Source organism: Mesorhizobium loti (genome assembly GCF_003148495.1).
GTDB lineage: Bacteria > Pseudomonadota > Alphaproteobacteria > Rhizobiales > Rhizobiaceae > Mesorhizobium > Mesorhizobium loti.
In genome coordinates this window covers 878,386-902,616 of sequence record NZ_QGGH01000001.1, presented here as the reverse complement: position 1 = coordinate 902,616, position 24,231 = coordinate 878,386, and the positions used below count along the sequence as shown (strand labels likewise).

The 24,231-nt window shown below is 62.6% G+C and carries 23 protein-coding genes and 1 pseudogene; 14 read left to right on the top strand and 10 right to left on the bottom strand.

Features of this window, described 5'->3' with window-relative positions; genetic code table 11:
- Positions 1–89: 89 nt before the first annotated feature.
- Both C8D77_RS04530 and C8D77_RS04525 read right to left on the bottom strand, forming a co-directional pair.
- On the bottom strand, positions 90–365 hold the full coding sequence (locus C8D77_RS04530) for a hypothetical protein (RefSeq protein ID WP_109659700.1): 276 nt from the start codon (positions 363–365) through the stop codon (positions 90–92).
- A 38-nt stretch (positions 366–403) separates the two neighbouring features.
- Entirely contained in the window at positions 404–706 is a 303-nt protein-coding gene (locus C8D77_RS04525; RefSeq protein WP_109659698.1) for a hypothetical protein, read from the bottom strand.
- Positions 707–939: 233 nt separating this feature from the next.
- Between C8D77_RS04525 and C8D77_RS04520 the strand changes: the two genes are divergently transcribed.
- A complete protein-coding gene (locus tag C8D77_RS04520; protein WP_109661267.1) occupies positions 940–1,656 on the top strand; it encodes a response regulator in 717 nt (238 codons plus the stop codon).
- Positions 1,653–3,059, top strand: coding sequence for an ATP-binding protein (locus tag C8D77_RS04515; RefSeq protein WP_109659696.1), 1,407 nt, complete (start codon positions 1,653–1,655; stop codon positions 3,057–3,059). Before C8D77_RS04520 ends, C8D77_RS04515 begins: the two co-directional genes overlap by 4 nt.
- Positions 3,060–3,173: 114 nt before the next feature.
- On the opposite strand, the gene C8D77_RS04510 is transcribed toward C8D77_RS04515, so the two are convergent.
- The 4 genes and pseudogenes from C8D77_RS04510 to C8D77_RS04495 form a co-directional block, all read right to left on the bottom strand.
- Complete coding sequence (locus C8D77_RS04510; protein WP_146211763.1) at positions 3,174–3,389, bottom strand: hypothetical protein; 216 nt, start codon at positions 3,387–3,389, stop codon at positions 3,174–3,176.
- Positions 3,390–3,507: 118 nt separating this feature from the next.
- Positions 3,508–4,675 (bottom strand): annotated as a pseudogene (choV, locus tag C8D77_RS04505) (choline ABC transporter ATP-binding protein).
- Positions 4,672–5,526, bottom strand: a complete 855-nt coding sequence (gene choW / locus C8D77_RS04500) for a choline ABC transporter permease subunit (RefSeq protein ID WP_109659691.1) — start codon at positions 5,524–5,526, stop codon at positions 4,672–4,674. The pseudogene choV and the gene choW overlap by 4 nt, the downstream one beginning before the upstream one ends.
- A gap of 138 nt (positions 5,527–5,664) precedes the next feature.
- Positions 5,665–6,600 (bottom strand): choline ABC transporter substrate-binding protein, encoded by a 936-nt coding sequence (locus tag C8D77_RS04495; protein WP_109659689.1) that lies wholly within the window; start codon positions 6,598–6,600, stop codon positions 5,665–5,667.
- 424 nt (positions 6,601–7,024) lie between these two features.
- Between C8D77_RS04495 and C8D77_RS04490 the strand changes: the two genes are divergently transcribed.
- Complete coding sequence (locus C8D77_RS04490) at positions 7,025–7,636, top strand: thymidine kinase (RefSeq protein WP_109659687.1); 612 nt, start codon at positions 7,025–7,027, stop codon at positions 7,634–7,636.
- Between the two features lie 6 nt (positions 7,637–7,642).
- Here the strand turns inward: C8D77_RS04490 and C8D77_RS04485 are convergent, their stop codons facing one another.
- Entirely contained in the window at positions 7,643–8,539 is an 897-nt protein-coding gene (locus C8D77_RS04485; protein ID WP_109659685.1) for a DMT family transporter, read from the bottom strand.
- Positions 8,540–8,641: 102 nt separating this feature from the next.
- On the opposite strand from C8D77_RS04485, the gene C8D77_RS04480 reads away from it, so the two are divergent.
- From C8D77_RS04480 to C8D77_RS04445, 8 genes are all read left to right on the top strand, one after another.
- Positions 8,642–9,499, top strand: coding sequence for a LysR substrate-binding domain-containing protein (locus C8D77_RS04480; protein ID WP_109659683.1), 858 nt, complete (start codon positions 8,642–8,644; stop codon positions 9,497–9,499).
- A gap of 108 nt (positions 9,500–9,607) precedes the next feature.
- Positions 9,608–10,015: a c-type cytochrome gene (locus C8D77_RS04475; protein WP_109659681.1), complete on the top strand. Its 408-nt coding sequence runs from the start codon at positions 9,608–9,610 to the stop codon at positions 10,013–10,015.
- A gap of 312 nt (positions 10,016–10,327) precedes the next feature.
- Entirely contained in the window at positions 10,328–11,416 is a 1,089-nt protein-coding gene (locus C8D77_RS04470) for a hypothetical protein (protein ID WP_109661265.1), read from the top strand.
- A 31-nt stretch (positions 11,417–11,447) separates the two neighbouring features.
- Positions 11,448–12,593 (top strand): hypothetical protein, encoded by a 1,146-nt coding sequence (locus C8D77_RS04465; protein WP_109659679.1) that lies wholly within the window; start codon positions 11,448–11,450, stop codon positions 12,591–12,593.
- A gap of 24 nt (positions 12,594–12,617) precedes the next feature.
- Complete coding sequence (locus C8D77_RS04460) at positions 12,618–14,528, top strand: AAA family ATPase (RefSeq protein WP_109659677.1); 1,911 nt, start codon at positions 12,618–12,620, stop codon at positions 14,526–14,528.
- 9 nt (positions 14,529–14,537) lie between these two features.
- The gene (locus tag C8D77_RS04455; protein ID WP_109659675.1) at positions 14,538–15,842 is read left to right on the top strand and encodes a DUF6638 family protein; all 1,305 of its coding nucleotides are present in this window, start codon (positions 14,538–14,540) and stop codon (positions 15,840–15,842) included.
- A gap of 207 nt (positions 15,843–16,049) precedes the next feature.
- The gene (locus tag C8D77_RS04450; RefSeq protein WP_109659672.1) at positions 16,050–17,174 is read left to right on the top strand and encodes a DUF2333 family protein; all 1,125 of its coding nucleotides are present in this window, start codon (positions 16,050–16,052) and stop codon (positions 17,172–17,174) included.
- A gap of 391 nt (positions 17,175–17,565) precedes the next feature.
- Positions 17,566–19,245, top strand: a complete 1,680-nt coding sequence (locus C8D77_RS04445) for a formate--tetrahydrofolate ligase (RefSeq protein ID WP_109659669.1) — start codon at positions 17,566–17,568, stop codon at positions 19,243–19,245.
- On the opposite strand, the gene C8D77_RS04440 is transcribed toward C8D77_RS04445, so the two are convergent.
- Complete coding sequence (locus tag C8D77_RS04440) at positions 19,211–19,954, bottom strand: cysteine hydrolase family protein (RefSeq protein WP_245951631.1); 744 nt, start codon at positions 19,952–19,954, stop codon at positions 19,211–19,213. The two genes, C8D77_RS04445 and C8D77_RS04440, sit on opposite strands and share 35 nt — an antisense overlap.
- Positions 19,955–20,081: 127 nt before the next feature.
- On the opposite strand from C8D77_RS04440, the gene C8D77_RS04435 reads away from it, so the two are divergent.
- The gene (locus C8D77_RS04435) at positions 20,082–21,077 is read left to right on the top strand and encodes a GlxA family transcriptional regulator (RefSeq protein ID WP_109659667.1); all 996 of its coding nucleotides are present in this window, start codon (positions 20,082–20,084) and stop codon (positions 21,075–21,077) included.
- 5 nt (positions 21,078–21,082) lie between these two features.
- Here the strand turns inward: C8D77_RS04435 and C8D77_RS04430 are convergent, their stop codons facing one another.
- Positions 21,083–21,640, bottom strand: coding sequence for a sugar O-acetyltransferase (locus C8D77_RS04430; protein ID WP_109659665.1), 558 nt, complete (start codon positions 21,638–21,640; stop codon positions 21,083–21,085).
- A 187-nt stretch (positions 21,641–21,827) separates the two neighbouring features.
- Here C8D77_RS04430 and C8D77_RS04425 point away from each other — a divergent pair, with 187 nt between their 5' ends.
- Entirely contained in the window at positions 21,828–22,289 is a 462-nt protein-coding gene (locus C8D77_RS04425) for a DUF4126 domain-containing protein (protein WP_109659663.1), read from the top strand.
- Complete coding sequence (locus tag C8D77_RS04420; protein ID WP_109659661.1) at positions 22,286–23,662, top strand: FAD-containing oxidoreductase; 1,377 nt, start codon at positions 22,286–22,288, stop codon at positions 23,660–23,662. Before C8D77_RS04425 ends, C8D77_RS04420 begins: the two co-directional genes overlap by 4 nt.
- A 19-nt stretch (positions 23,663–23,681) precedes the next feature.
- On the opposite strand, the gene C8D77_RS04415 is transcribed toward C8D77_RS04420, so the two are convergent.
- Entirely contained in the window at positions 23,682–24,125 is a 444-nt protein-coding gene (locus tag C8D77_RS04415; RefSeq protein ID WP_109659659.1) for a MarR family winged helix-turn-helix transcriptional regulator, read from the bottom strand.
- Positions 24,126–24,231: the final 106 nt, after the last annotated feature.

Here is a 24,231-nt window from a genome sequence, read left to right as displayed (position 1 = left end):
GTTCAGCTCATCGACCATGCACTTGGCAGAAGGCCGCCCCAGCCGATTTACGGCTGGAACGGCCTTGCTAGAACTGACCTCGAAGCTGATCAGGGCTTCTTCGGAGCAGCCTTCGGGGCCGCCTTCGCGGGCGCCTTCTTGACCGGGCACTTGTGCTTCTTGGTCACCTTGCAGACGGTCTTCTTGGCGACCTTCTTCGGAGCAGCCTTGGCCGGAGCGGTGGTCGTCGCGGCAGCAGCCGGGGCGGTGGTCGTGGTGGCAGCAGCCGGGGCAGCGGTCGTGGTGGCGGCTGCGTTGCCGAGAACCGGCATCGAGAAGGCGAGAGCAACGGAGAGGCCGAGGGCGGACAGGAGGGACTTTTTCATGGCTTCATTTCCTTTTTATGCGGGTCGAATTTCTGATGTCACTGAACCGGGTCGTTCGGTGTCACTCCAAGCAGCTTCAAAGCGTTGGCGAGCATCCGGATGCCCTGTGCCTGTTTCTTGGCGGCGCAGTACCGGTTGCCCTTTCTCTGAAGTGCCTTTGCCGCGGTGACCTGCGTTGCCGTGGCATGGGTTTCGAGGGCTTCATCGAATTGGTGGCTGAGATTGGCGCACCGTTCGCTCCGGGTTGTGGGCGTCACCTTTGCGTCCGATTGTCCGACAGCGGCAGTGACCAGGCCAAGGCCCAGCAACGCACCCAACAAACTGATCGACAACCTTGGCATCGGTTTATCCGTAAACCCGGAGACTAGCGTCGCAGCCGATGACCTGACCGCCACGAGATCAGTTATGCCTTTGAAATTTTTCAGGAGTTTTTCTGAACTGTAGAATTTTGTTTCTGGATTGTGTCTGAGAAAGCCGGTGTGAACCCATCATCACCACTGGCCAACATATGGCCTGAATTCTATCGTGTGGGTTGCGACAGAACGGCTTGGCAATCAACAATGACAGGGCTGCTGTGAAATCCGACGCACACATACTGATCGTCGACGACGACAAGGGCATCCGCGACCTGCTGCAGGAATTCTTCCAGAAGCGGGGCCTGCACACCTCGGTTGCCGCCGACGGCATCGAGATGGAGACCATCCTGCGCCGCACGCAGGTGGATCTCATCGTCCTCGACGTGATGCTGCCCGGCAAGAGCGGGCTGGAGCTGTGCCGCGACCTGCGCGCCCAGTATTCGACGCCGATCATCATGCTGACCGCCGTCACCGAGACGACCGACCGCGTCGTCGGTCTGGAGATGGGCGCCGACGATTATGTGCCCAAACCCTTCGACCCGCGCGAGCTTTTGGCGCGCATCCGCGCCGTGCTGCGGCGCAATGGCGCCGCCGAGCCCAAGCGCGCCACCACCAAGCAGATCTACCGCTTCGCCGGCTGGACGATGGACTGTTCGCGCCGCCGGCTGATCGCACCCGACGATGTCAGGGTCGAGCTAACCATGGCCGAATTCAACCTGCTGCAGACCTTCGTCAAGAGCGCGCAGCGTGTGCTGACCCGCGACCAGCTCATCGAACTCTCCGGCGGCGACAGCGACTACTCCTTCGACCGCAGCATCGACATCCTGGTCAGCCGGTTGCGGCGCAAGATGGAAGACGACCCGAAAACGCCCAAGCTGATCCTGACCGTGCGTAGCGGCGGCTATCAGTTTTTGCCCGAGACGACTTCCGAATGAGACGTTTCCTGCCGCAGACCCTGCCTGTCTGGGTGCTGCTGATCGTCATCGCCGGCCTGTTGATCAGCCAGGTCGCGACCCTTTACATTGTGTCGCGCGACCGTGCCGCCGCCAACGACGTCGTCGACCTCTATCGCCTCAACGACCGTGCCTTCTCGCTGGTGCAGCTGATGCATGACGCCAGTCCGGACCAACGCAAGGCAACGGCGACCGGCCTGTTCAACTCGACTTACGCGCTCACCGTCTCGGACACGCCCGCGGTCACCTCGTCGATCGCAAGCGACGACCAACTGGCCGAGCTCGAAGACATTCTCGTTGGCCGGCTGTCGAAGTTCGGCATCACCGATGCACGCGTGCGGCGCGATCCGGCGACGCGCGAGGCCGACGACGCCAACGGCATGGCGCCGGGACCCGATATCGGCCAGGTAGAGCGCGACCTTCTGGTGCTGGCAGCCGACTTCGCCCAGAGCGATAAATTGACGGCGTCGCTACGCTTCGCCGACGGCCAATGGCTGAACTTCACCGAGCCGATCACGCCGGTCGGTCCGATCCTGAGCTTCGACAGCCTGCCGCTCTACTCGCTGATCGCCGGCCTGGTGGTGATCATGTCGATCTGGTCGCTGCGCCGGCTTACAGCGCCCTACCGGATGATGGAAACCGCCGTGAACCGGATCGGCAAGGACCTGAAGAGCCCGCCAATCGCTGAAGGCGGCAGCCGCGAGGTCCGTGCCGCGGCCAAGGCGATCAACGCCATGCAGACCCGGTTGCGCGAATATGTCGAGGACCGCGAGCATCTGGCGGCGGCACTGGCGCATGACCTGCGCACGCCGATGACCAGGATGCGCCTGCGCCTGGAACTGTTGCGCAAGTCGGCGGTTCGCGAGGCGCTGGCGCACGACCTCGCCGATGTCGAAAGCATCGCCAGCTCGGTGATCGACTTCGCCACCTTCGAGGTGACGGAGGAGAAGAACGAACGCATCGACTTCTGGTCGCTCGTGGAATCGATCGCCGACAGCTATGACGACGTTTCCTTCGACGACGATACCCGTTCGCGCGGCCTCATCTGCATGGCGCGGCCGGTCGCGCTCAAGCGCTGCGTCACCAATCTGGTGCAGAACGCGGTCACTTACGGCAAGAAGGCGCATCTCAGCCTGCGCCGGTCGGAAAACATGATCCTGCTCACCATCCGCGACGAAGGGCCTGGGATACCCCAAGCCCAGATCGACGCCGTGTTCGGCTCTTTCGTGCGCCTCGAACAATCGCGTAACCGCCAGACCGGTGGTCTTGGGCTCGGCCTGACCATCGCCCGCAACATCGCGCGCGCCGCCGGCGGCGAGATCAGCCTGTCCAACAACCCGGGCGGTGGCCTGCTGACGCAACTGCGCCTGCCGCTGGCGGCTTAATGCCGGGCCTAAAGTGCCGGCCCTGCAACGCAGCGCTTTAGCAGCATTCCCGAAACCCAGGAAACCGGCAGCAAGATATCAAGACCGGCACGAACCAGGGATGTTTTGCCGTTTTCAACGGATGACGGCGATCTTCCATGCCAACAGGGCAACTATTGTTGCCAGGCTGAAGAGGGTCGCCCAACCGTGCCGCCCGAATGCATGCAGGACAAGAACCACCAACGCGGCGGTGATCGCTGCCAGCGTCCCTTCAATATAAAAGAGCTGATGTGCACTCAGCTGCGTGCCGGTCGCACCGCCAATCCTGAAAAACTCCAGGATCGATCGCATCGCAACCACCAGCAGTATTCCGAGTGCCGTCTGCGCGGTCCCCGGTTTAGACAACCAACCCCAAATCCTCTCCAAAGCGCCTTCCCTGATCGCCGATGGTCCTGGAGTCTCGCGGCTCCTATCGCCGCAGCACCGCGCTCAACACATCGCGGATGCCGATGGCGCCGACAAATCGCGATTGCCACCGGTGCAGTCTGCGAACGGTGCATGGCCAGCATCACGGTTTTCAGCGAGGTGCCGGGATTGGCCCAGAACACCTGCGCCAGTTCCTCCGGCTGGCCCTCGACGTCGGCGCATGACACCCAGACCGCCGGCTTGCCGTCGCGTTCGGCCGCCGCCACCAGCCCGTGATCGTCGATCTTGAAGCGCGTCGTCTTGCGCCGGTCGAGCCACACCCAGCCATTGTCGCCATGCTCCAGATCGCGACGGTCGCGCATCACGTTCCAGGCGGTCAGCACCGATAGCGGGTTCACATTGGCGATGAAGTCGCGGACATAGTCGTTGGCCGGGCGCAGCACGATATCTTCCGGCGCGCCGGTCTGCACGATGCGGCCGCCCTCCATGATGGTGATGTGGCTGCCGATCTTCAGCGCCTCCTCGAGGTCGTGGCTGACAAAGATGATGGTCTTCTTCAATTCGGCCTGCAGCTGCAGCAACTCATCCTGCAGCTTGGTTCGGATCAGCGGGTCGAGCGCCGAGAACGGCTCGTCCATCAACAGGATCGGCGCCTCGGTTGCGAAGGCGCGGGCCAGGCCGACGCGCTGCTGCATGCCGCCCGACAGCTCATGCGCGTATTTCTTCGACCACTGGTCGAGATTGACCAGCTTGAGCTGGCGTTGCACGCGCTCCTTGCGCTCGGCTTCCGGCACGCCGGCGAGTTCGAGGCCGAGGCCGACATTTTCCTCCACCGTGCGCCAGGGCAGCAGGCCGAACTGCTGGAACACCATCGCCACCTGTTTCTGCCGCAGCCGCCGCAAGGTCGCCTGGTCGCAAGTGACGACATCGACGGTCTTGTCCCCATCCTTGACCAGCACCTGGCCGCGCGACACCACGTTGAGCCGGTTGACCGCCCGCAACAATGTCGACTTGCCCGAACCGGAGAGGCCCATCAGCACGGAGATCTCACCCTCGTTCACGGTCAGGCTGGCGCCTGCGCAGCCGAGGACATTGCCGGTCTTTTCGAGGATCTCGGCGCGGCTGGCGCCGGCATCGATCATCGCCAGCGATCCGGCCTGGTCGGCGCCGAAGACGATATCGACGTTCCTGAAATCGACGGCGACGGTCATTTCTTGCCTCCAACCGCAATTCGGGTCATCCGGTCGAGCACGATGGCGAGCACGACGATTGCCAGGCCAGCCTCAAGCCCGAGATCGATGCGGCGAGAGCCAAGCGCCCGGTTGATCTCGGTGCCGAGGCCGCCGGCGCCGATGAGTGCGGCGAACACCACCATCGACAGCGACAGCATGATCGACTGCGTCAGGCCGGCCATGATGGTGGGCAGCGCCGAGGGCAGTTCCACCTTCCACAACAGCTGGCTCTTGGTAGCGCCGAAAGCCTCGCCGGCCTCGACGATCGACTTCGGCACCGAGACGACGCCGAGATGGGTGAGCCTGACCGCGGTCGGAATGACGAAGATGATGGTGACGATGAGGCCGGGCGCGTTGCCGAGACCGAACAGCGTCAGCACCGGGATCAGGTAGACGAAGGTCGGCAGCGTCTGCATCAGGTCGAGCACCGGCAGCATCACGCGATAGACCTTCGGCTTGTGCGCCGCCCAGATGCCGAGCGGCACACCGATGGCCATGGCCATGGCAGCGGCCGCGACGACCAGCACCAGCGTCTGCACCGTCTGCTTCCATAGGTTCTGGTTGATGATGAAGATCAGGCCGAGAAAGACGCCGATGGCGAGCGGCCGCGAGCGCTGCAGCAGCCAGGCGATGATGGCGATGATCAGCGCCAGCAGCACCGGCGGCACCATCAGCAGGATGTTGACCAGCCCGTCGAGCAGGAAATTGAGGCCATTCGAAAAGGCCCTGAACACAGTGTCGAAATTGTCGGTGAGGAAACCGAAAAACGCCTTTCCCCAGGCGCCGATCGGAATCTTGTGATCGACCATGAATTTCGAAATCGGATCCATATCGCCCCTCTCGTGCAGGAGACCGCCCTGCCCTCGGCCTCAACGGTAGCAACGTCATCTTGTCACAGGATATGAAAAAGGGCAGCCTTTTCTAAGATGGCTGCCCTTCCTGGTTCGGCTTTGCCGAATTCAGTCGGCTCAGCTTCCGAGCGCGGTCTTGACGGCAGCGGCCGCGTCGCCACCGTCGAAGGTGGTTACGCCGGCGATCCACGGGGCAACCGCGTCCGGGTGCTTCTTCAGCCAGTCGGCCGCCACCGTGTTGGCGTCGCCGCCCTTGAGGATCGCGTCCATCATCTGGCCTTCCATGTCCAGGTTGAACTTGAGGTTGGCGATGAACTTGCCGGCATTCGGACACTCGGTGGTGTAGCCCTTGCGCACATTGGTAAAGACGGTGGCGGCGCCGAAGCCGCTGTCGCCCATGCCGTCGAGATAGGTGATCTTCATGGCGCCCATCACCGGATGCGGCGTCCAGCCGAGGAAGGCGATCCACTCATTGTTCTTCATCGACTGCTCGGCCTGCGTGAGCATGCCGGCCTCCGAGGATTCGACCAACTCGAAGCCTTCGAGATTGTCCTTCGGGTTCTTGATCATGTCGAGGATGATGCGGTTGCCGTCATTGCCGGCCTCGATGCCGTAGATCTTGCCGTTGAACTTGTCCTTGAACTTGCCGATATCGGTCAGCGACTTGACACCGGCATCCGCGACATAGGTCGGCACGACAATGCCGTAGCCGGCGCCGGTCAGGTTCGTGCTGATCGTCTCGACCGAGCCGTCGGCGGTGTAGTCCTTGATGTCGTTGGTCATCGACGGCATCCAGTTGCCGAGGAACACGTCGAGATCCTTGTTCTTCAGCGACGCCATGGTCACCGGCACCGACAGCTGGATCGTCTGCGGCTCGTAGCCGAGCGCGGTCAGCAGCACCGAAGCGATGCCGGTCGTCGCCTGGATGTCGGTCCAGCCGACATCGGAAAGGCGCACCGCCTTGCAGCTTGCCGGATCACCGGCAAAGGCAGCGCTCGTGGACAAAAAAGCCGCCAGGCCGAGGCCGGCGACGAAGGAATTCATGCGCGACATAGATATTCTCCCATTGTGATTCTTTGGCGAAGCGTAGTCACGGTTTCTCTGCCCGCCTTGTTTCGTCAGCCAAACACCATTCTGGTGTGGATTCAAGCGCTAAGGCAATCACGATCAACGGCGCGGGCTGGCCAATCAGCGACACGACCGACGCTTTTGTCGTGCCAGACAGCTTTTTCAGAGACAGGTCGGCTTTTTCAGGGGAATGCCGGCGGCGGCCCCTCCCCGTATCAGGCCAACTCGGCATAAGGTCTGTTTAGATTCAGGTCAGGCCGAGACGAAAATGGTGGGCTCCGAGAACCGGAGCGGAGCGTACTTTTGGGTACGTGAGCTCAGTTCTACCGCGACGCGGTAGAACGGGGAAGCGCAGGAGCCGCCATTTGCAGGCCGGCATCACCTGAATATCAACAGACCGTAGGATGGCATGGCCAAACTTTACTTCCACTATGCAACGATGAATGCCGGCAAGACGACGATGCTGTTGCAGGCGTCGTATAATTATCGCGAGCGCGGCATGGGCACGATGCTGTTCGTCGCCGGCCACTACCGCAAGGGCGATACCGGCCTGATCTCGTCGCGCATCGGCCTGGAGACGGGAGCCGAGATGTTCCGCGACGGTGACGATCTGTTCGCCCGCGTCGCCGATCACCACGCGCATACATCGGTGCATTGCGTCTTCGTCGACGAGGCGCAATTCCTCGAGGAAGAACAGGTCTGGCAGCTCGCCCGCATCGCCGACCGCCTGAACATTCCGGTCATGTGCTACGGCCTGCGCACCGACTTCCAGGGCAAGCTGTTTTCCGGCTCGCGCGCGCTGCTGGCCATCGCCGACGATTTACGCGAGGTGCGCACCATCTGCCGCTGCGGCCGCAAGGCGACGATGGTCGTGCGCCTCGGCCCCGACGGCAAGGTGGCCAGGCAAGGCGAACAGGTGGCGATCGGCAAGGACGTCTATGTCTCACTCTGCCGCCGCCACTGGGAGGAAGAGATGGGCCGCGCCGCGCCCGACGACTTCATCGGCTTTATCAAGGGCTGACCAGGTTCATACGGTCGAAACACGCGATCTCGGAAACCGCCAACCAAGCCGCACGCCAAGTGTTGCCAGTGCGATCAGCGCCATGCCGGCAGCCTGCGCCAGCCCGAGCGGATGCCCATAGATCGCCCAGTCGACGATGATGGCGACGACGGGGTAGATGAAGGTGATGACGCCGATCACCGGTGTCGTCAGGCGCGGAAAGGCCGAATTCATCAGCACGTAGGCAACGCCGGTGTGCAGCACGCCGATGCCGAGCAGCCAGCCCCATGACGCAGGCGCAATATGTTGGCCGACGTCAGCGAACGGGGCGAGCATGACGACCCCCACCACCGTCTGGCAGAGTACCGTGATTTCGGCGCGCTGCTGGCCAAGGCCTTTGGCCAGGATCGTTGTAACGGCATAGAGCATTGCGCCGCCCAGCGTCAGCGCAATGCCCGGCGCCCAGTTGGCATCGGCATGGCCGTGCGCGAAGACGAGGCCGCTGGCCAGCACGACGCCGAGAAACGCACCGAGCATCCACAACAGTTGGTCGAGCGAGATGCGTTCCTTGAGGAAGATGACGCCGATCAGGACCACGAAGAACGGCTGGACATGATAGACGATCGTCGTCGTGGCGATCGACGTCATGGCGAAGCCGGCGAAGAAGGCCGTCCAGCTCAGCACCATGCAGACGCCGGCAAGTGCTGCAAGGGCAAGCCGGGATGGCGACAGCGTCCGGTCCGGCAGATAGCCGCGCAACAGGCACCATACGAAAAGGAACAGCGCGCCGAACACACATCGCCAGAAGACGACGGCGACGGGATGCAGCCCCGATTCCGTGGCGAAGGCGCCGACCGTGCCGGCGATAACCATTGCCAGAGCAAGGCTCGCGGCCGGAAAGCGGGCTGTCGAGGCGTCTGTCATGGGTGTTTCGTCCAGCCGGTACTCCCAGCCATCTGGTCACCGGCACGGCCTTCAAACAAGCGAATAGATTTGGAATGATCTATTCGATATGCTGATAGCACCATGGCCGCGCCACTCGATCTCAACTTGCTGAAAACCTTCGTCGCCGTCGTCGAGAGCGGCAGCCTTTCCAATGCAGCACCCAGGGTCGGCCGCAGCCAGTCGGCCGTCAGCATGCAGATGCAGCGGCTGGAGGAGATGGTCGGCAACCAGCTCCTGGTGCGTGGCCCCAGAACCGTCATCCCCAATGCCGTCGGCGAGGATTTCCTGATCTATGCGCGCCGGTTGCTGAAGCTGTCGGATGAGGCATGGGCGAGCGTCACCCGGCCGAAGGAGATCGGCAGCGTCCGTCTGGGTGTGCCGGACGACTACGCGGCCTTCCTCTTGCCGCCGGTGCTGTCGCGCTTTGCTGCGGAGCATCCCCTGGTGACGGTGGAACTGATCTGCGAACAATCGACCGCGCTGGTGAAGACGCTGGCCGAGGGACGGCTGGATCTCGCCATCGTCACCCGCTTGCCGGAGCAGCCGCTCGACGTGATCCGGCTGGAACGTTTCGTCTGGGTCGCCTCGCCAAACCATGTGGCATGGGAGACCGCCCCGCTTCCGGTCGCCTTGTTCGAACCAGGCTGCGCCGCGAGGATGAATGTCCTGCAGGCGCTTGGCGATGCCGACCGCTCCTATCGCTGCACCTATTCCAGCGCCTCTTTGCTTGGCCTGATCGCGGTCGTCCAAGCAGGACTCGCGGTGGCTGGCCTCGCCCTGCGCAGCGTACCGCCATCGCTGCGCATCATCGGCGGCAATGAAGGGCTTCCGGTGCTGCCGGACCTCGAAATCGGCATCCTGCGCAACCCTCTGTCGATGACGCCGGCGGTCGAACGGCTGAATGACTTCCTGCGCCGCGACTTGGCACAGCAGGCCTGACTTGCAATACCATTGTCAGGGCCTGTCTTCCGCAATCCCGCCACGATGCAGCGTTTGTTAAGGCCTCGGCCCTATAAGGCCGACAGCCAGAGCTCTCCGGGGTCAGCCATGTTTCGAGCCGCTTCGTCCGCCAGCTTTCTTCTCCTTGCCACCTCCCTTGTCCTTGCCACCTCCCTTGCCGCCCATGCCGGCGGTGACCCGGCCCTGGGCAAGAAGGTCTTCAACCGATGCATCGCCTGCCATGAAGCGGCCACCGACCGCGACAAGGTCGGCCCGCATTTGATGGGCGTCGTCGGCCGCACCGCCGGTAGCGCCGAGAGTTTTCTTGGTCACTACTCCGAGGCGATGAAGAGTGCCGGTGCTGCCGCCCTGGTGTGGGATGAAGCCAATCTCGCCGAGTATATCAAGGCCCCCAAGCTGAAAGTGCCCGGCAACAAGATGGCGTTTGCCGGCCTGACCAAGGACGACGACATCGCCAATGTCATCGCCTATCTGAAGGCCGATCCCAAGCCCTGATCCGCTGTTCGTCCGCCTCTGTAAAGCCGGCTTTCGCGTCGCATATCGCGGCCACGATTGCTTCAGTGGTTTGCCGAATACAAAGGCATCCATGCGCCATCGCTTTGCCGCATGAAAGTTCAATGACAGCTGAACTATGCCTAACCGGCAAGCTAATCACGCCATGACCCCACCTTCACTAACTTTCAAGACCGCGACGGATTCTTTTGTTTTCGAGGCGGGTGTTGTCTTGCGTCTTTCAATCCCCGGATGCCCCACATATATTCGCCGCTGTTCGCTACCAGCGACGTGATGCCGAAGCGGGAGGCCCCAATGGCGACATTGCAGAATTTCGACGCCGAAATTGCCAAGACCAAGCAGGTCGTGCAGGACATGCGCACCAAGATCGAGCAGTCCGGCACCGTGCTTGATACGCTCGCCACCGCCGACAAGAAGATCGGCGACGCCAATTTCGACATCGAGAACGCCCGCATCGAGGACGTGCTGAAGCAGCAGAAGGTGATGGAAGGCAACATCGCCGACCTGATCATCGGGCTGGAGGACGCCACCAACGTCTTCGGCGCCGAGTTCGAGAGCATGAAGAACTACACCGGCTGGGAAAAATTCATCGGCGTCTTCTCCAGCCAGAGCAAGCAGCGCATGCGCACCGACCGCGTCCGCAACATGTCGCTGGCCGGCAATCTGCAGGAACTGCTGGTCAAGTCAGACACCATCGTCGGCATCCTGAAGGCGCAAAAAGAAGTCCTCGATCAGCGCTACAAGACCTCCGAGACCAGCCTGTCGCAGGTCATCGAGCGCCGCAAGACCACGATGACCAACCTCGAAGCCGTGCAGAAGCGCATCGAGGAACTCAATCCGATGCTGCTCGACATCGAAAACAAGATCGCAGCCTCGACCAGCCAGAAGGACCGCACGCAGCTCGAAGGCGACCGCTCCAAGCTGGCGACGGAATACAACGAAAAGCAGGCCAAGGAGCAGGAACTGCTGGCCGAAAGCCAGACGCTCGAGCGCTACACCTCGATGTTCCAGACCTTCGTTGATTCGCTCAACAACCAGATCGCCGCGCAATCGACGCTGATCAACAAGCTGACCATCGATACCGAGCAGCGCATCGTGCTCTACAAGGCGCTGGAAGATTCGCTGAAGACCGCCGCCCAGCAGGACGTCGCCCACAAGATCAACACGCTGGGCAGCCAGGTCGACAACACGGCCGAGGAAACCATGGCCGGCATCGGTGCTGCATCGCAGAAGCACATCGGCGACCTGCTCGAGATGCACGAGAAGAACATGGTCGCCAGCGCCGACATCCAGCGCCGCAAGAAGCTGGCCGACGATGCCTTCGCCCGCCGCTTCGACGAGGTGTTGAAGAAGCACAATTCGGCAAACTACGTGCAGTCTTAGGGGTGACAGGACTGCCCGCGAGCGCACAGGCATGACCCCCGAAAACGAAGCGGCTGCACGGTATTTCTCCGCCATCACGGCCGCGCTCAGCGGCCTTGAAGTGTTCATGCGCGACGATCGCTCGCCGCTCTACCGGCATGGCATCGTCGCCAAGATCGTCGCCGAATACATTGCCCGGCTCGACAAGTCGTTTGCCTGCTGGCGCAACCGGCTAGGCTTCATGGACACGTTCCGCATTTCGCGCGCCGAAAGTGGCTTCCCGGTCTTCCAGAACCTGCTCGAACTGGAAAACGACCGCCGCCAGGCCGATGCGCGGCTTGCCAACATTCCGCTGGCCGGCGAGTTGCGCGAGGAAATGGCCGACTTCATCCTGCGCCACAAGGAATTCCCCGAGGCGCTGCAGAAGTCGATGGCCGAGCGGCTCTATCTCGAGGACGTGAAAAGCGAGAACACGTTCGGCCCGTTCACACTGGCGCAAACGGCTAACGTCTCGGTCAATCCGAAGACGGCGCGACCTTATTATCTCGTCCACTGGGCGACGTTCGACGGCAGTGCCAACCTGCCGCTGGTCTACATGGTGACGGTGGAGGATTCTTCCGAAGCGATGATCCGCCAGCTCGTCGACAGAAACGGCAAGCTGAACGAGACGATCGACATTCCGCTGCCGGTCGACGGCCTGCTCAATCCCGAGCTTGCCCACCGTTTCGACGATTTCACAGAGAAGAATTCCGCCTATACGCTGTCGCCGGCGACCATCGCCGTCAACCTCGACAAGGATTTCGAGCCGCTGCACCCCAAGCAGTTGCGTCGCGTCGTGCTCGGCCCGTTCTATTCGGCCGGCATCACCGACAACAATTCGACGGTGACCGAGGTTCTGGCCAAGGTGCGCAAGCCGGAAAATGCCTGGCTGCTGACCTGGACCATCCAGGAGGTCTACTCCAAGGGCGAGAAACCCGGCCGCAAGGGGCTGTTTTCGAGCGAGAAGACGACGCAGGAATTCTTCATCAACACCGACGATCTGGAAGCCGCGCGCCAGGGCGTGTCGAGCTACGAAAACCATGCGCTGATCCCGCACGAAGCCTACCAGGCGCTCTACGCAGCCGGCGAGGCGCAGAAGATTTTTGCCGGCTACAAGGTTCACATCCTGTCCAACGGACAGGTCATCTCAGACGTCTGACCGTCACACCACGGAGCACCCTTCATGGATACCGGCCTGACCACCATCCCGGAAGCCGCCATAGAGAAGCATCGCGCCACCGCGCAGAGCTTCATCACCCGCATTGTCGTGCTGGAGGATCCGTCACGCGAGTCCGGCACAGCACTTGCCGGCACCAACCGCCGCTTCGTCTCCACCGTCTCGGTCGGTTCGGTGCGCCGCACGCGCGAGGTCGAGCTGTCGAAGACAGTCGGCGCCGTCCATCCCGACGACCAGCTGCTGACCATTCCGCAGCACACGCTCTTGTTTCGCGCCCGGCGCGGCACGGCGATCGCGCTGGCCATATCGGACGTCTTTGCCGAAGGCTCGGACCTCGAAAGCCTGCAGGCCAGGAACACGCGCGCACCGCTCGAAGGCGACGAGGCGTCCACCTTCAAGAAGCTTCTGTCGGCCTCGGCTTACATCTCAGCCTTCAGCCTCGCCTCCTATCTGTTCCAGCTGATCGACAGCGACGGCGAGGCGCCCAACGATAGTCCCGAACCGGACTTCCTGTTCGACACGCCGCAGGATGCGGTGAAGTCGATCCTCGCCGGCCTTGACAAGGCAATCTCGGGATCGTCCGACGACGCCGACCTGATGACAAGGGCACGCGCCTTTGCCCGCGTCGCCATCGACGGGCTTCTGGCGCGCAAGGGTCGCTTCGACGGCATCGGCCCGTTCGAGAACGCCCATATCCGCATCGATGCCGACGATTTCACCCTCGATGGTTTCGACGTCGCGCCGGGCAAGCGCTCCAAGCCGCTGGTGATGACCTTCAAGAAGCCGGAAGAGGTCGTCGGCAACCACATCGCCAAATACCAGTCGGTCAAGCTCGCTAAGATGCTGATGGCCTACGACTTCGAGCGCGAACTCAATCCGTTCGTCGAGCTCGGCGGCTTCCTGTTCACTTTCATCGGCGACGGCGCGCCCGGCACCGGCAAGACGACGCTGATCCAGATGATCGCCGGCCTCGTCAACGGCTATTGCCAGGTCGCCGGCTATCCCTTCGCCTATGAGAATTTCGGCGTCGACCAGATCTCGTCCTACCAGGGCAAGTCGGGCCAGAACTGCCGCCAGTTCATCAACAATGTGCTGAACCCGCGCGTCATCGGCTTCGGCACCATCGACGACATCGATCAGGTGGCGGCGCGCCGCTCCGACGACCGCGCCTCGGCCGGCCAGCAGGAGATCACAGGCGTCTTGATGGATGCCTTCGCCGGCGCCGCCACCGTGGTGCGCGGCAACTGCTCGTTCGGCATGTTCTCCAACTATCCCGAGAACGTCGACGACGCGCTGCGCCAGCGCGCCGGCGCCCGCTGGCTGGTCGACGGGCCGCAGTCGCGCGACGACTACATCGACATCTTCGTGCTGCTCGCCGGCAAGAACCACAAGATCCCGCTCGGCGACCACGATCTCTACGCCGCGCAGGAAATCCAGCGCGCCGTGACCGAAGCCTATGAGGAACACGAGAAGCCGCAAGAGGACGGGCTGATCAAGGTCTACGAACGCTACATGAAGGAGAACGGCGCGCCGAAGTCGATGGCCGACATCGGCACCTATCTGCACCTGATCAAGGATGCCGAGCCGCGCTTCACCGGCCGCGCCATCAAGAACGTCACCGACGCCATCAAGATGCGCGCCATGGACATCGAGCTTCCCGACGACTGGTTCGAGAAGCCGGAAGTCTTCATGCACAAGGGCTACGACGAGAAGAAAGCGATGATCGAGGAACTGCGCGGACCGTTCTCGATGGACATGGTCATGCAGGAGATCAACCGCTACGCCGATAGCGAGTTCCGCTATTCCGACAAGTCCGACGACTCCGCTGTGCAAAAGCTGCTGCGCGACGCCCGCCTGCGCGAACGGGCCGCGCGCGAGATGGAGGAGATGAAGAAGAAGGGGCTATGGAATGCCTAAAGGTAGGCAATGACCCACGCCAAGAAACCCGATCTTCTGCGCGACAATGAGCTGATCTATGGCCGGCTGCTGACGGTCGACGAGCCGCATCTGATCCAGCGCTATAACAAGGCGCTGGCTGCATTCGGCCTGAAGCCGACCAAGCTGAAGAGCTTCCAGATCGACCGCACCGGCTTCTCGCCCGAAGTGGCCGAGGAATGCGGTGACTATGATTATCTCGATCCCAACGAGGTCAACCGCCGCTTCATCATCCTGACGCCGTCGCAGATCGACCTGCCGGTGGTGCACACCGCCTTCTCCAACACCTCGCAGCTGATGTTCGAGTTCATGTCCAAGAACCAGCGCGCCATCGACGCGCTGACCATCAAGGACGTCATCTACGGCGAGATCGAGGATTCCGTTCCCAAGGTCAACGACATCGAGGACCTGCTGTCGATCAGCCAGGTCGAGTTCAAGGTGCTGTCAGCCGAGGATGTGTTGGGCAAGGCCGCCGAACTCGGCAAGCTCGTCGACCGGCTGAAGCAGGAGCCTGACGCCTGGCGTGACAACGCCATGCTGACCCGCATGGTCGAGCTCGCCAAGATCTGCGGCGACATCCGCGAGAACGCGCTGGTGCCGGACCAGGTGATCTTCCGCCACAACGCCTGCTGGACCAGCCATTTCGGCGGCCTTTACGTGTTCGTCGACCCGGACATGACGACGGTGATCAGCGATCCGGCTGCACCTGGCTTTCGCCGTTCGCGGCCGTGGCAGGTCAGCTATCTCTCGATCAACGACGCCGACAAGGTGTTCAAGTTCCTCGCCACCACCGGCCGCATCGAGTTGCCGCGCGCCTCCTGGATCGAGGCCTCAGGCTATCTCGAGCACCGCGCCGAGATGGTGGTGCGCGCGCTGATCCGCGATGCCGAGCCGAACCGCAACCTGACCGATGTCGACAAGGTCTGGCTGCAGACCTGGATCCAGAGCCATGCCGACCTGATCACCAAAGACGGCAACTTTCCCTTCCTCAACGCTGCCAAGCGCGAGATCGCCCAGCTCGGCCACCTCAAGATCGAGGATGTCTTCCCGCAGCAGCGCTTCCTGGTGATCCGCGCCAAGCCGGATCATCCTGACGCCTGGCTGACCAACCGGCTGATCTCGGATTTCGTGCTGTCGGACTTCGTCTCGCGCTACATCTTCAACAAGCAGGGCTTCTACAAGGACTATGACGGCTTCAGCGACGCCTGGCGATCGCATGTTGTGGACGTTCTCAAAACCACATATTTGAAGGACAAGGTGGCGTTTCGCACACGCCTCTACGGCCTGACTGACTAGAGCGGTTCACCGTCTAACGGAAACGCCGAACCGCTCTATCCCGTTGATTTGACGCAATTCCGGACGGAAAACCGTTTCACACTTTTCCTGGAATTGCTCTAGAACGAAATGACCCGTTATTTCGTTCTAACTTGTTGTTTTGGCGCATGATGTTATCCAAAAAGTCTGCAACTTTTTGGCATTATGCTTTGAGGGGGTGACATCGCCATGCTTGATCCGATCGTGAACTTCTTCACCCGGATTTTCCAGTGGATCGGCCGCGGCATCGGCCTGCTCATCGGCGTGATCCTGTGGCCGTTCCTGTGGGCCGGGCGCTGGTACACGCAGCGCGGCTGGATCCTCAAGGCGGCGGTCGGCGTCGCTGTGCTGGTGCTGATCGGCCTCTATGCCAACTTCTTCTACGCCACCCAGTGGTGGAACAATTTCAACCCGAACTATCCCGACACCTACACGTTCGAGAAGCGCAATGTCTCCGCCGGCGAACAGGTCTCGGCGGGCGCCGGCACCGACACCGCCAAGACCTGCGGCAATTCCGGCATCGCCCAGGTAGCCGCCGACCTGACCGACTTCAACGTCAACCAGAATGCCTGGATCTCGTCGATGATCCTCTACAAGCTCGGCTTGTTCGGCATCGACTGGGACAACACGCCGTGGATGGACAACAAGGCTTCGTTCCAGCGCGGCATCAACCAGGCGGTGCGGCGCACCGCGACGGAACTTGCCGACAATCTCGGCCGTGTGCGCACCACCTCGCAGATCGACAGCGATCTGCAGAATGCCCGTGGCAACCTGCAGTTCGACGAGGAGACCTGGTATTTCGGCCTGAATCCGTTCGGCCCCAAGACGCCGACGCCAAGCTACTATCGCGACGCCGTGCGCATGCTGCGTTCCTTCAACGCTCGCCTCGCCACCTGCCAGGCGACGTTCGACGCCCGCGCCGACAATCTGAAACAATATATCGACCGCATCTCGTCCGACATCGGCTCGACCTCGGCCATCCTCAAGGAACGCGCCGAGAACCACAACAATGGCTGGTTCGATTTCCGCGCCGACGACCGCTTCTGGTTCGCCTATGGCCAGCTCTATGGCTATTACGGCCTGATGAAGGGCGCCCAGGCCGACTTCGAGGACGTCATCAAGGAAAAGCATCTGCAGAACCTGTGGGACACGATGGACTCGCAGTTCGTCTCGGCGCTGCGCATCCAGCCCTTCATCATCGCCAATGGCCGCGAGGACGGCTGGATCTTGCCGACGCATCTGACGACGATGGGCTTCTATGTGCTCAGGGTGCGCTCCAACATGGTCGAAATCAGCAACGTTCTAACGCAGTAAGGCTGTTCAGCCCAATGCATGTCGTCCAAAAGTGGTCCCGGTTTTGGGAGAACGAGATGCATAAAAATAAAAGCCTAAAGCGCGGTGCGCTTTAGGCATGCGATGGCGAATTTGCGCCGTCGCCTCTGTCGCATTCCGTGCATTGTGCGGCTGTTTTGAGACGGCGGAGCGACGCGTCCTCTGGCTTCTATACGGCGCGGCAACGGAGCCAGGAAGAACCGATGACAGGTCGGCCGGTCCGCAGAGGAATTTTCTTCATAGGAAACATAGTTGCATGCAAGTTGACGCCGCGGCCGCGACAGGGTTAGAACATGCCCGCGCCCGGTTCCAACCTGCTTGCCAGTAAGATCAAACCCGTCCCCTCCACAGTCCAATCCAGAGGAAAGCCGTCATGGCCGAAGTGAAGTCCGACATCGAGATCGCGCGCGGCGCCAAGAAAAAGCAGATCCAGGAGATCGGCCAGAAGATCGGCATCCCGACCGAACATCTGCTGCCCTACGGCCACGACAAGGCCAAGATCTCAGCCGAATTCATCAAGTCGGTGAAGGGCAACAAGGACGGCAAGCTGATCCTCGTCACCGCCATCAACCCGACGCCGGCCGGCGAAGGCAAGACCACGACCACGGTCGGCCTTGGTGACGGACTGAACCGCATCGGCAAGAAGGCGATCGTCTGCATCCGCGAGGCGTCGCTCGGCCCGAATTTTGGCGTCAAGGGCGGTGCCGCCGGCGGCGGCTATGCCCAGGTCGTGCCGATGGAGGACATGAACCTCCATTTCACCGGTGACTTCCACGCCATCACCACGGCGCACAATCTGCTTTCGGCGCTGATCGACAACCACATCTACTGGGGCAATGAGCTCGGCATCGACACCCGCCGCGTCGTCTGGCGCCGTGTCATGGACATGAACGACCGCGCGCTTCGCGAGATCATCTGCTCGCTCGGCGGCGTCGCCAACGGCTTCCCGCGCGAAGGCGGCTTCGACATCACCGTCGCCTCCGAAGTGATGGCCATTCTGTGCCTGTCCACCGACCTGAAGGACCTTGAAAAGCGCCTCGGCGACATCATCGTCGCCTACCGTCGCGACAAGTCGGCGGTTTATGCCCGCGACCTCAAGGCCGACGGCGCCATGGCCGTGCTGCTCAAGGACGCCATGCAGCCCAATCTGGTGCAGACGCTGGAGAACAACCCGGCCTTCGTCCATGGCGGCCCGTTCGCCAACATCGCACATGGCTGCAATTCGGTCGTCGCCACCACGACGGCGCTCAAGCTTGCCGACTATGTCGTCACCGAAGCTGGCTTCGGCGCCGACCTTGGTGCTGAAAAATTCTTCGACATCAAGTGCCGCAAGGCTGGACTGAAGCCGGCGGCGGCGGTCATCGTCGCCACCGTGCGCGCCATGAAGATGAATGGCGGCGTCAAGAAGGAAGACCTCGGCAAGGAAAACGTCGAAGCGGTGAAGAAGGGCTGCGCCAACCTCGGCCGCCACATCGAGAATATCCGCCAGTTCGGCGTGCCGGCGGTGGTTGCCATCAACCACTTCTATTCCGACACCGACGCCGAGATCCAGGCGATGAAGGACTATGTCGCCTCGATGGGCGAAGAAGCGATCCTGTGCAAGCATTGGGCCCACGGCTCGGCCGGCATCGAGGAGCTTGCCAACAAGGTGGTGGCGCTGGCCGAATCCGGCGCCTCGCAGTTCGCGCCGCTCTATCCCGATGCCATGCCGCTGTTCGAGAAAATCAACACCATCGTCCAGCGCATCTATCGCGGCTCGGAAGCGATTGCCGACAAGTCGGTGCGCGACCAGCTCAAGGCCTGGGAAGACGCCGGCTACGGCCACCTGCCGGTCTGCATGGCCAAGACCCAGTATTCCTTCTCGACCGACCCGAACCTGCGCGGCGCGCCGACCGGTCACACCGTGCCGGTTCGCGAGGTCAGGCTTTCGGCCGGTGCCGGCTTCGTCGTCATCATCTGCGGCGAGGTCATGACCATGCCCGGCCTACCCAAGGCTCCGTCCTCGGAAAAGATCTTCCTCAACGAGGCCGGCCAGATCGAAGGCCTGTTCTGAGACTTTGCAGTTTCGACGAAAAGGGCGCCGCAGCGATGCGGCGCCCTTTTCGTTTTCGGATCGCCCTAGGCAGCGCTGCGTGACAGCGCCGCTGGTTGGAGCCGAAGATCGTGTCACGTTCCGGCAGCGCGCCTGTCTTCAGGCACTCGACCCATTCGGCGGTCTTGAGCACGGCGGCGAAGCGCGACTGCAGGATGATCGTCACCACGCGGTGGATCTCCTCGGCCGAGGCGTAGCCGGCGCTGTTGGCGTAAGGCACCGAGCCGGTCGCATCCGACAGGAACTCGACGGCAAAGCCCATATGCACGGCGTGGATGATGGTCGACAGGTCGCAATTGTGCGTCATGTAACCGACCACGGTGATCGTATCGATGGCGTTGGCACGCAGCCAGTCCTCGAGGTCAGTGCCGGTGAAGGCGGAGGGCAGGTTCTTTTCGACATAATGATCGCGCTCACGCCTGGCGATTTCGGGATGGAGTTCGCCGCCATGGCTGCCCTTGGCGAAGATCGGCGATGTCTCGGGCGCCATCTGCTTGACGACCACCACCTTGATACCGGCAGCAGTCGCTGCATCCATGGCGCGCGCCACATTGACGACGCTGTCGCGGAATGGCGGATGCTGGATGGCGAGATTGCCGCCGTCATAGTCGTTCTGCACATCGACGACGATCAGCGCCCGGCGCGGCGTGGTGTTGGCTGGGTCAGACATGGTGTTTTCCTTTCCGGCTTGAATGCGATGGATCAAAAATAGGCGGGTTCCCAGACAGTCGAAAGTGGCCCGATTGACATCATTCGAAAGAATTGGGACAATCCGCTTTCAACTGCCGGAAGCAAACATGACCAACCCGACCATTGCCGTCCTCGCCTTCGACGGCATCAGCCCGTTCCATCTTTCCGTGCCGTGCTTGGTCTTCGGCGAGGACAGGACGGCGCTTGGCCTGCCGCGCTTCGACTTCCGCATCTGCGCGGCCAAGGCCGGCCCGATCCACACCGAGGCCGGACTGACCGTTGCGGCGCCGCATGGGCTCGACGGGCTCGACGGCGCCGACATCGTCATCATCCCAAGCTGGCATCATCTGGGCGAACCGGTGTCGCCGCTGTTGATGGAGACACTACGCAGAGCGCACGGGCGCGGCGCCTTGATCGTCGGCCTGTGCCTCGGAACCTTCGCCATTGCCGCGGCCGGGCTGCTTTCGGGCCGCCGAGCCGCGACGCACTGGGCCTATTCCGAGCAGTTGCAAACACTCCATCCCGACATCGCCGTCGATGCCACGGTGCTCTATGTCGACAATGGCGACGTCGTGACCTCCGCCGGCGTCGCGGCCGGCCTCGACTGCTGTCTCCATCTCGTGCGCGCCCGCTATGGCGCGGAAGCAGCACTCCGGCTCGCCCGCCAGATCGTCCTTTCCCCGCATCGGCAGGGCGGGCAGGCGCAATTCATCGAGCATCCGGTGGCAAGAAGCGCGGACGCCGACCGTTTCGCCCAGGCCCTCGACGCGGTTCGAGCGACGCTTAGCGAGACGCACAGCCTCGACAGCGTCGCCGAGGCCGCCGGCCTCGCCCGTCGCACCTTCACCCGCCGATTCCAGAAATCGATCGGCACCAGTTTCGGCGAATGGCTGGCCAGCCAGCGGATCGAACTGGCGCAGCGCCTGCTGGAGGCAACGGAGAAATCGATGGACATGGTGGCCTTCGAAGCCGGCTTCGGCAGCGCCACGTCGCTGCGCCAGCATTTCGCCGCAAGGCTCAAGACATCGCCGGCACAATACCGGCGTGAGTTCTCCAGGCGGGCTGATCAGGACGAGCGCATGACGTACGTCCTGTCGTCCTGATCTGTTCAGTTCCGCTTGACCGCTCGTGCCGGATTGCCGACCACGGTGGTGTTCGCGGCCACGTCGCGCGTCACCACCGCGCCGGCGCCGACGATGGCACCTTCACCGATGCTGACGCCGCCAAGGATGACGGCTGAGCCGCCGATCCAGGCATCGGCGCCGATCTCGACCGGCCTGGCGATCTCCAGTCCGGCCTGCCGCCCACTGGCCGCCTTGTGGTGCTCGGCGCAGTAGATCTGCACATTGGGGCCAAGCAGCGTTGCCTTGCCAATACGCACGTTTGCCGTGTCGAGAATGGTGCATCCGGCATTGAGGAAGACGCCATCTCCGAGGAAGATGTTGAAACCATAGGCGCAGTGGAACGGCGCTTCGATGCGAGCCCCCTCGCCGGCTTTGCCGAGCAGAGCCTTCAGGCCAGGCCCGAGGTTTCCGCGCTGACGGGGTGGCAGCGAATTGTGTTCGAACACCGCGTCACGCGCTATTACCCGCAATGCCTCCAGTTCGTCATCGAGGCACGTGTACCATTCGCCGGCCGCCATCTTTGCGCGCTCGCCTCCAGCCATGACGATGTCTCCCTGTGACGTCACTGCCAAAGCACAATTGCAGTGAACGGGAAAGTGCCAGCATCCGGCAGCACCGTGCGCGAAAATCCATTCTGATTTTTCGGAGTCATGCGCTGGTCAAATGCCGGTCCTATGCTAGCCTGCTGTTGCCGGGCCGTCCTGGCCCGGTGATCGAGGGGGATCAACCATGCTGTACATTCTTGCACTTCTGATCGGGGTCATTGCCGGTCTTCGCGCCATGACCGCGCCGGCCGCAATTGCCTGGGGTGCTTATCTCGGCTGGCTGCCGGTTGCCGGCACCTGGGCGAGCTTCATGAGCCATTGGGTGGCTGTCGGCATCTTCACCATCCTGGCCATCGTCGAACTGGTCACCGACCAGTTGCCATCGACGCCGAGCCGTAAGGTACCGCAGCAATTCGGCGCCCGCATTGTCATGGGCGCCTTCACCGGTGCGGTGATCGGCGCCACCGGTGGCGCCACCATCGGCGGCCTGATTGCCGGCGCCATCGGCGCTGTCATCGGCACGCTGGGCGGCGCCGAAGCACGCGGCCGGCTCGCGGCCGCCTTCGGCAAGGATCAGCCCGCCGCCTTCATCGAGGACGCGGTGGCGATTATCGGCGGCCTGCTGATCGTAGCGGCGGTGGTATGACGGCCAAGACCTTCGACGCCATCATCATCGGCGCCGGACAGGCCGGCCCTTCGCTGGCCGGCCGGCTGAATGCCGCCGGCATGAGCGTGGCGCTGATCGAGCGCAAGCTGATCGGCGGCACCTGCGTCAACACCGGCTGCATGCCGACCAAGACCATGGTCGCCAGCGCCTATGCCGCGCATCTGGCGCGCCGCGCCGCCGACTACGGCGTGACGCTCGGGGGTCCAGTCGGCGTCAATTTCAAGGCGATCAAGGCACGCAAGGACAAGGTGACGATCGACGCGCGCACCGGGCTCGAGACCTGGATCGCCGGCATGGACAAATGCACGCTCTATCACGGTCATGCGCGTTTCGAATCTGCCAACACGGTGCGCGTCGGCGACGACCTTCTGACCGCCGAGAAAATCTTCCTCAACACCGGCGGCCGCGCCTCGGTGCCCGCCCTGCCCGGTATCCACGACATCGACTATCTGACCAATTCCTCGATGATGGATCTCGACGTGCTGCCGCGCCATCTCATCGTCGTCGGCGGCAGCTACATCTCGCTCGAATTCGCACAGATGTTCCGCCGCTTCGGTAGCGAAGTTACCGTCATCGAGAAGAGCCCGCGCCTGACCGGCCGCGAGGACGAGGATGTCTCCGCCGCCATCCTGTCCATCCTCGAAAACGAAGGCATATCGGTTCATACCGGCGCCGACGACATCGCTTTCGCCAAACAGGGCAAGGACATTGCCGTGACCTTCTCGGCCGGCAAACCACCGGCGGTTGGCTCGCATGTGCTGCTGGCTCTGGGACGGACGCCCAACACCGACGATCTCGGCCTCGACAAGGCCGGCGTCGAGGTCGACAAGCGCGGTTTCGTCACCGTCGACGACCAGCTGCGGACCAGCGCACCCGGCATCTGGGCGATGGGCGACTGCAACGGCAAGGGCGCCTTTACCCATACTTCCTACAACGACTACGAGATCGTCGCCGCCAATTTGCTCGACAACGATCCGCGCAAGGTCAGCGACCGTATCGAAGCCTATGCGCTCTACATCGACCCGCCGCTCGGCCGTTGCGGCATGACCGAGGCCGCGGTGAAGAAATCCGGCCGTCGCGCGCTGGTCGGCCAGAGGCCGATGACCCGCGTCGGCCGCGCCGTCGAAAAGGGCGAGACGCAGGGCTTCATGAAGATCCTGGTCGACGCCGACACCAGAGAGATCCTCGGCTGCTCGGTCCTCGGCCCCGGCGGCGACGAGGCGGTGCATTGCGTGCTCGACCTGATGTACGCCAAGGCCCCGGTCGACACGCTGGCGCGCGCCGTGCACATCCACCCGAATGTCTCGGAGCTGTTGCCGACCATTGCCCAGGAACTCAAGCCGCTGGTCTGAGGCCCGGGCTTCTGGCCGGTCAGCCCAGTTCGCTCAACATCGCCTCCAGCCGGCCCAGCAGAAGCACGGCGCCATTCAGTTCGCTATCGCCAACGTCCTTGAGCAGATCGGCCCGCAGCACCGACAGCAAGCGCTCGATCTCGGTCACTCGGCTGCGGCCGGCATCGGTCAGCGACAGGATCTTGGCCCGCCGGTCGAACGCGTCCTCGGTGCGCGTCACCAGCCCTTCCTCGACCAGCAGGTCGACGATGCGCACCAGCGACGGTCCCTCGAAGCCGAGATGATCGGCAAGCACGCCCTGGCGGAGATTGTCGCCGAGCCGCGACAGCATCACCAGCGGCATGGCGGTGGCATGCGATAGGCCGCAATCGTCAAGCGCCTTGTCGGCCGCGCGCCGCCACAGCCTGGCGACTGATATAACGAGTTGGCCAAACCTGGCACGATCCGGGTCTTGCTTGGGCATGGCGGAAAAGATAACATGCTATCTATTAGGATGCGATAAATTCTTTTCCTTGGCGAAGCCCCCGTCGCCGAAACCGGAAGCCGGCCTCCATTGATCGCCCTACGGC

Coding starts and splice junctions, on each gene's coding strand:
- C8D77_RS04445 (WP_109659669.1), top strand. CDS start 17,566: ATGGCCGAAGTGAAGTCCGACATCGAGATCGCGCGCGGCGCCAAGAAA.
- choW (WP_109659691.1), bottom strand. CDS start 5,526: ATGGATCCGATTTCGAAATTCATGGTCGATCACAAGATTCCGATCGGC.
- C8D77_RS04460 (WP_109659677.1), top strand. CDS start 12,618: ATGGATACCGGCCTGACCACCATCCCGGAAGCCGCCATAGAGAAGCAT.
- C8D77_RS04465 (WP_109659679.1), top strand. CDS start 11,448: ATGACCCCCGAAAACGAAGCGGCTGCACGGTATTTCTCCGCCATCACG.
- C8D77_RS04455 (WP_109659675.1), top strand. CDS start 14,538: ATGACCCACGCCAAGAAACCCGATCTTCTGCGCGACAATGAGCTGATC.
- C8D77_RS04475 (WP_109659681.1), top strand. CDS start 9,608: ATGTTTCGAGCCGCTTCGTCCGCCAGCTTTCTTCTCCTTGCCACCTCC.
- C8D77_RS04470 (WP_109661265.1), top strand. CDS start 10,328: ATGGCGACATTGCAGAATTTCGACGCCGAAATTGCCAAGACCAAGCAG.
- C8D77_RS04415 (WP_109659659.1), bottom strand. CDS start 24,125: ATGCCCAAGCAAGACCCGGATCGTGCCAGGTTTGGCCAACTCGTTATA.
- C8D77_RS04435 (WP_109659667.1), top strand. CDS start 20,082: ATGACCAACCCGACCATTGCCGTCCTCGCCTTCGACGGCATCAGCCCG.
- C8D77_RS04495 (WP_109659689.1), bottom strand. CDS start 6,600: ATGTCGCGCATGAATTCCTTCGTCGCCGGCCTCGGCCTGGCGGCTTTT.
- C8D77_RS04440 (WP_245951631.1), bottom strand. CDS start 19,954: ATGTCTGACCCAGCCAACACCACGCCGCGCCGGGCGCTGATCGTCGTC.
- C8D77_RS04530 (WP_109659700.1), bottom strand. CDS start 365: ATGAAAAAGTCCCTCCTGTCCGCCCTCGGCCTCTCCGTTGCTCTCGCC.
- C8D77_RS04450 (WP_109659672.1), top strand. CDS start 16,050: ATGCTTGATCCGATCGTGAACTTCTTCACCCGGATTTTCCAGTGGATC.
- C8D77_RS04480 (WP_109659683.1), top strand. CDS start 8,642: ATGGCCGCGCCACTCGATCTCAACTTGCTGAAAACCTTCGTCGCCGTC.
- C8D77_RS04485 (WP_109659685.1), bottom strand. CDS start 8,539: ATGACAGACGCCTCGACAGCCCGCTTTCCGGCCGCGAGCCTTGCTCTG.
- C8D77_RS04515 (WP_109659696.1), top strand. CDS start 1,653: ATGAGACGTTTCCTGCCGCAGACCCTGCCTGTCTGGGTGCTGCTGATC.
- C8D77_RS04425 (WP_109659663.1), top strand. CDS start 21,828: ATGCTGTACATTCTTGCACTTCTGATCGGGGTCATTGCCGGTCTTCGC.
- C8D77_RS04510 (WP_146211763.1), bottom strand. CDS start 3,389: ATGCGATCGATCCTGGAGTTTTTCAGGATTGGCGGTGCGACCGGCACG.
- C8D77_RS04490 (WP_109659687.1), top strand. CDS start 7,025: ATGGCCAAACTTTACTTCCACTATGCAACGATGAATGCCGGCAAGACG.
- C8D77_RS04420 (WP_109659661.1), top strand. CDS start 22,286: ATGACGGCCAAGACCTTCGACGCCATCATCATCGGCGCCGGACAGGCC.
- C8D77_RS04430 (WP_109659665.1), bottom strand. CDS start 21,640: ATGGCTGGAGGCGAGCGCGCAAAGATGGCGGCCGGCGAATGGTACACG.
- C8D77_RS04525 (WP_109659698.1), bottom strand. CDS start 706: ATGCCAAGGTTGTCGATCAGTTTGTTGGGTGCGTTGCTGGGCCTTGGC.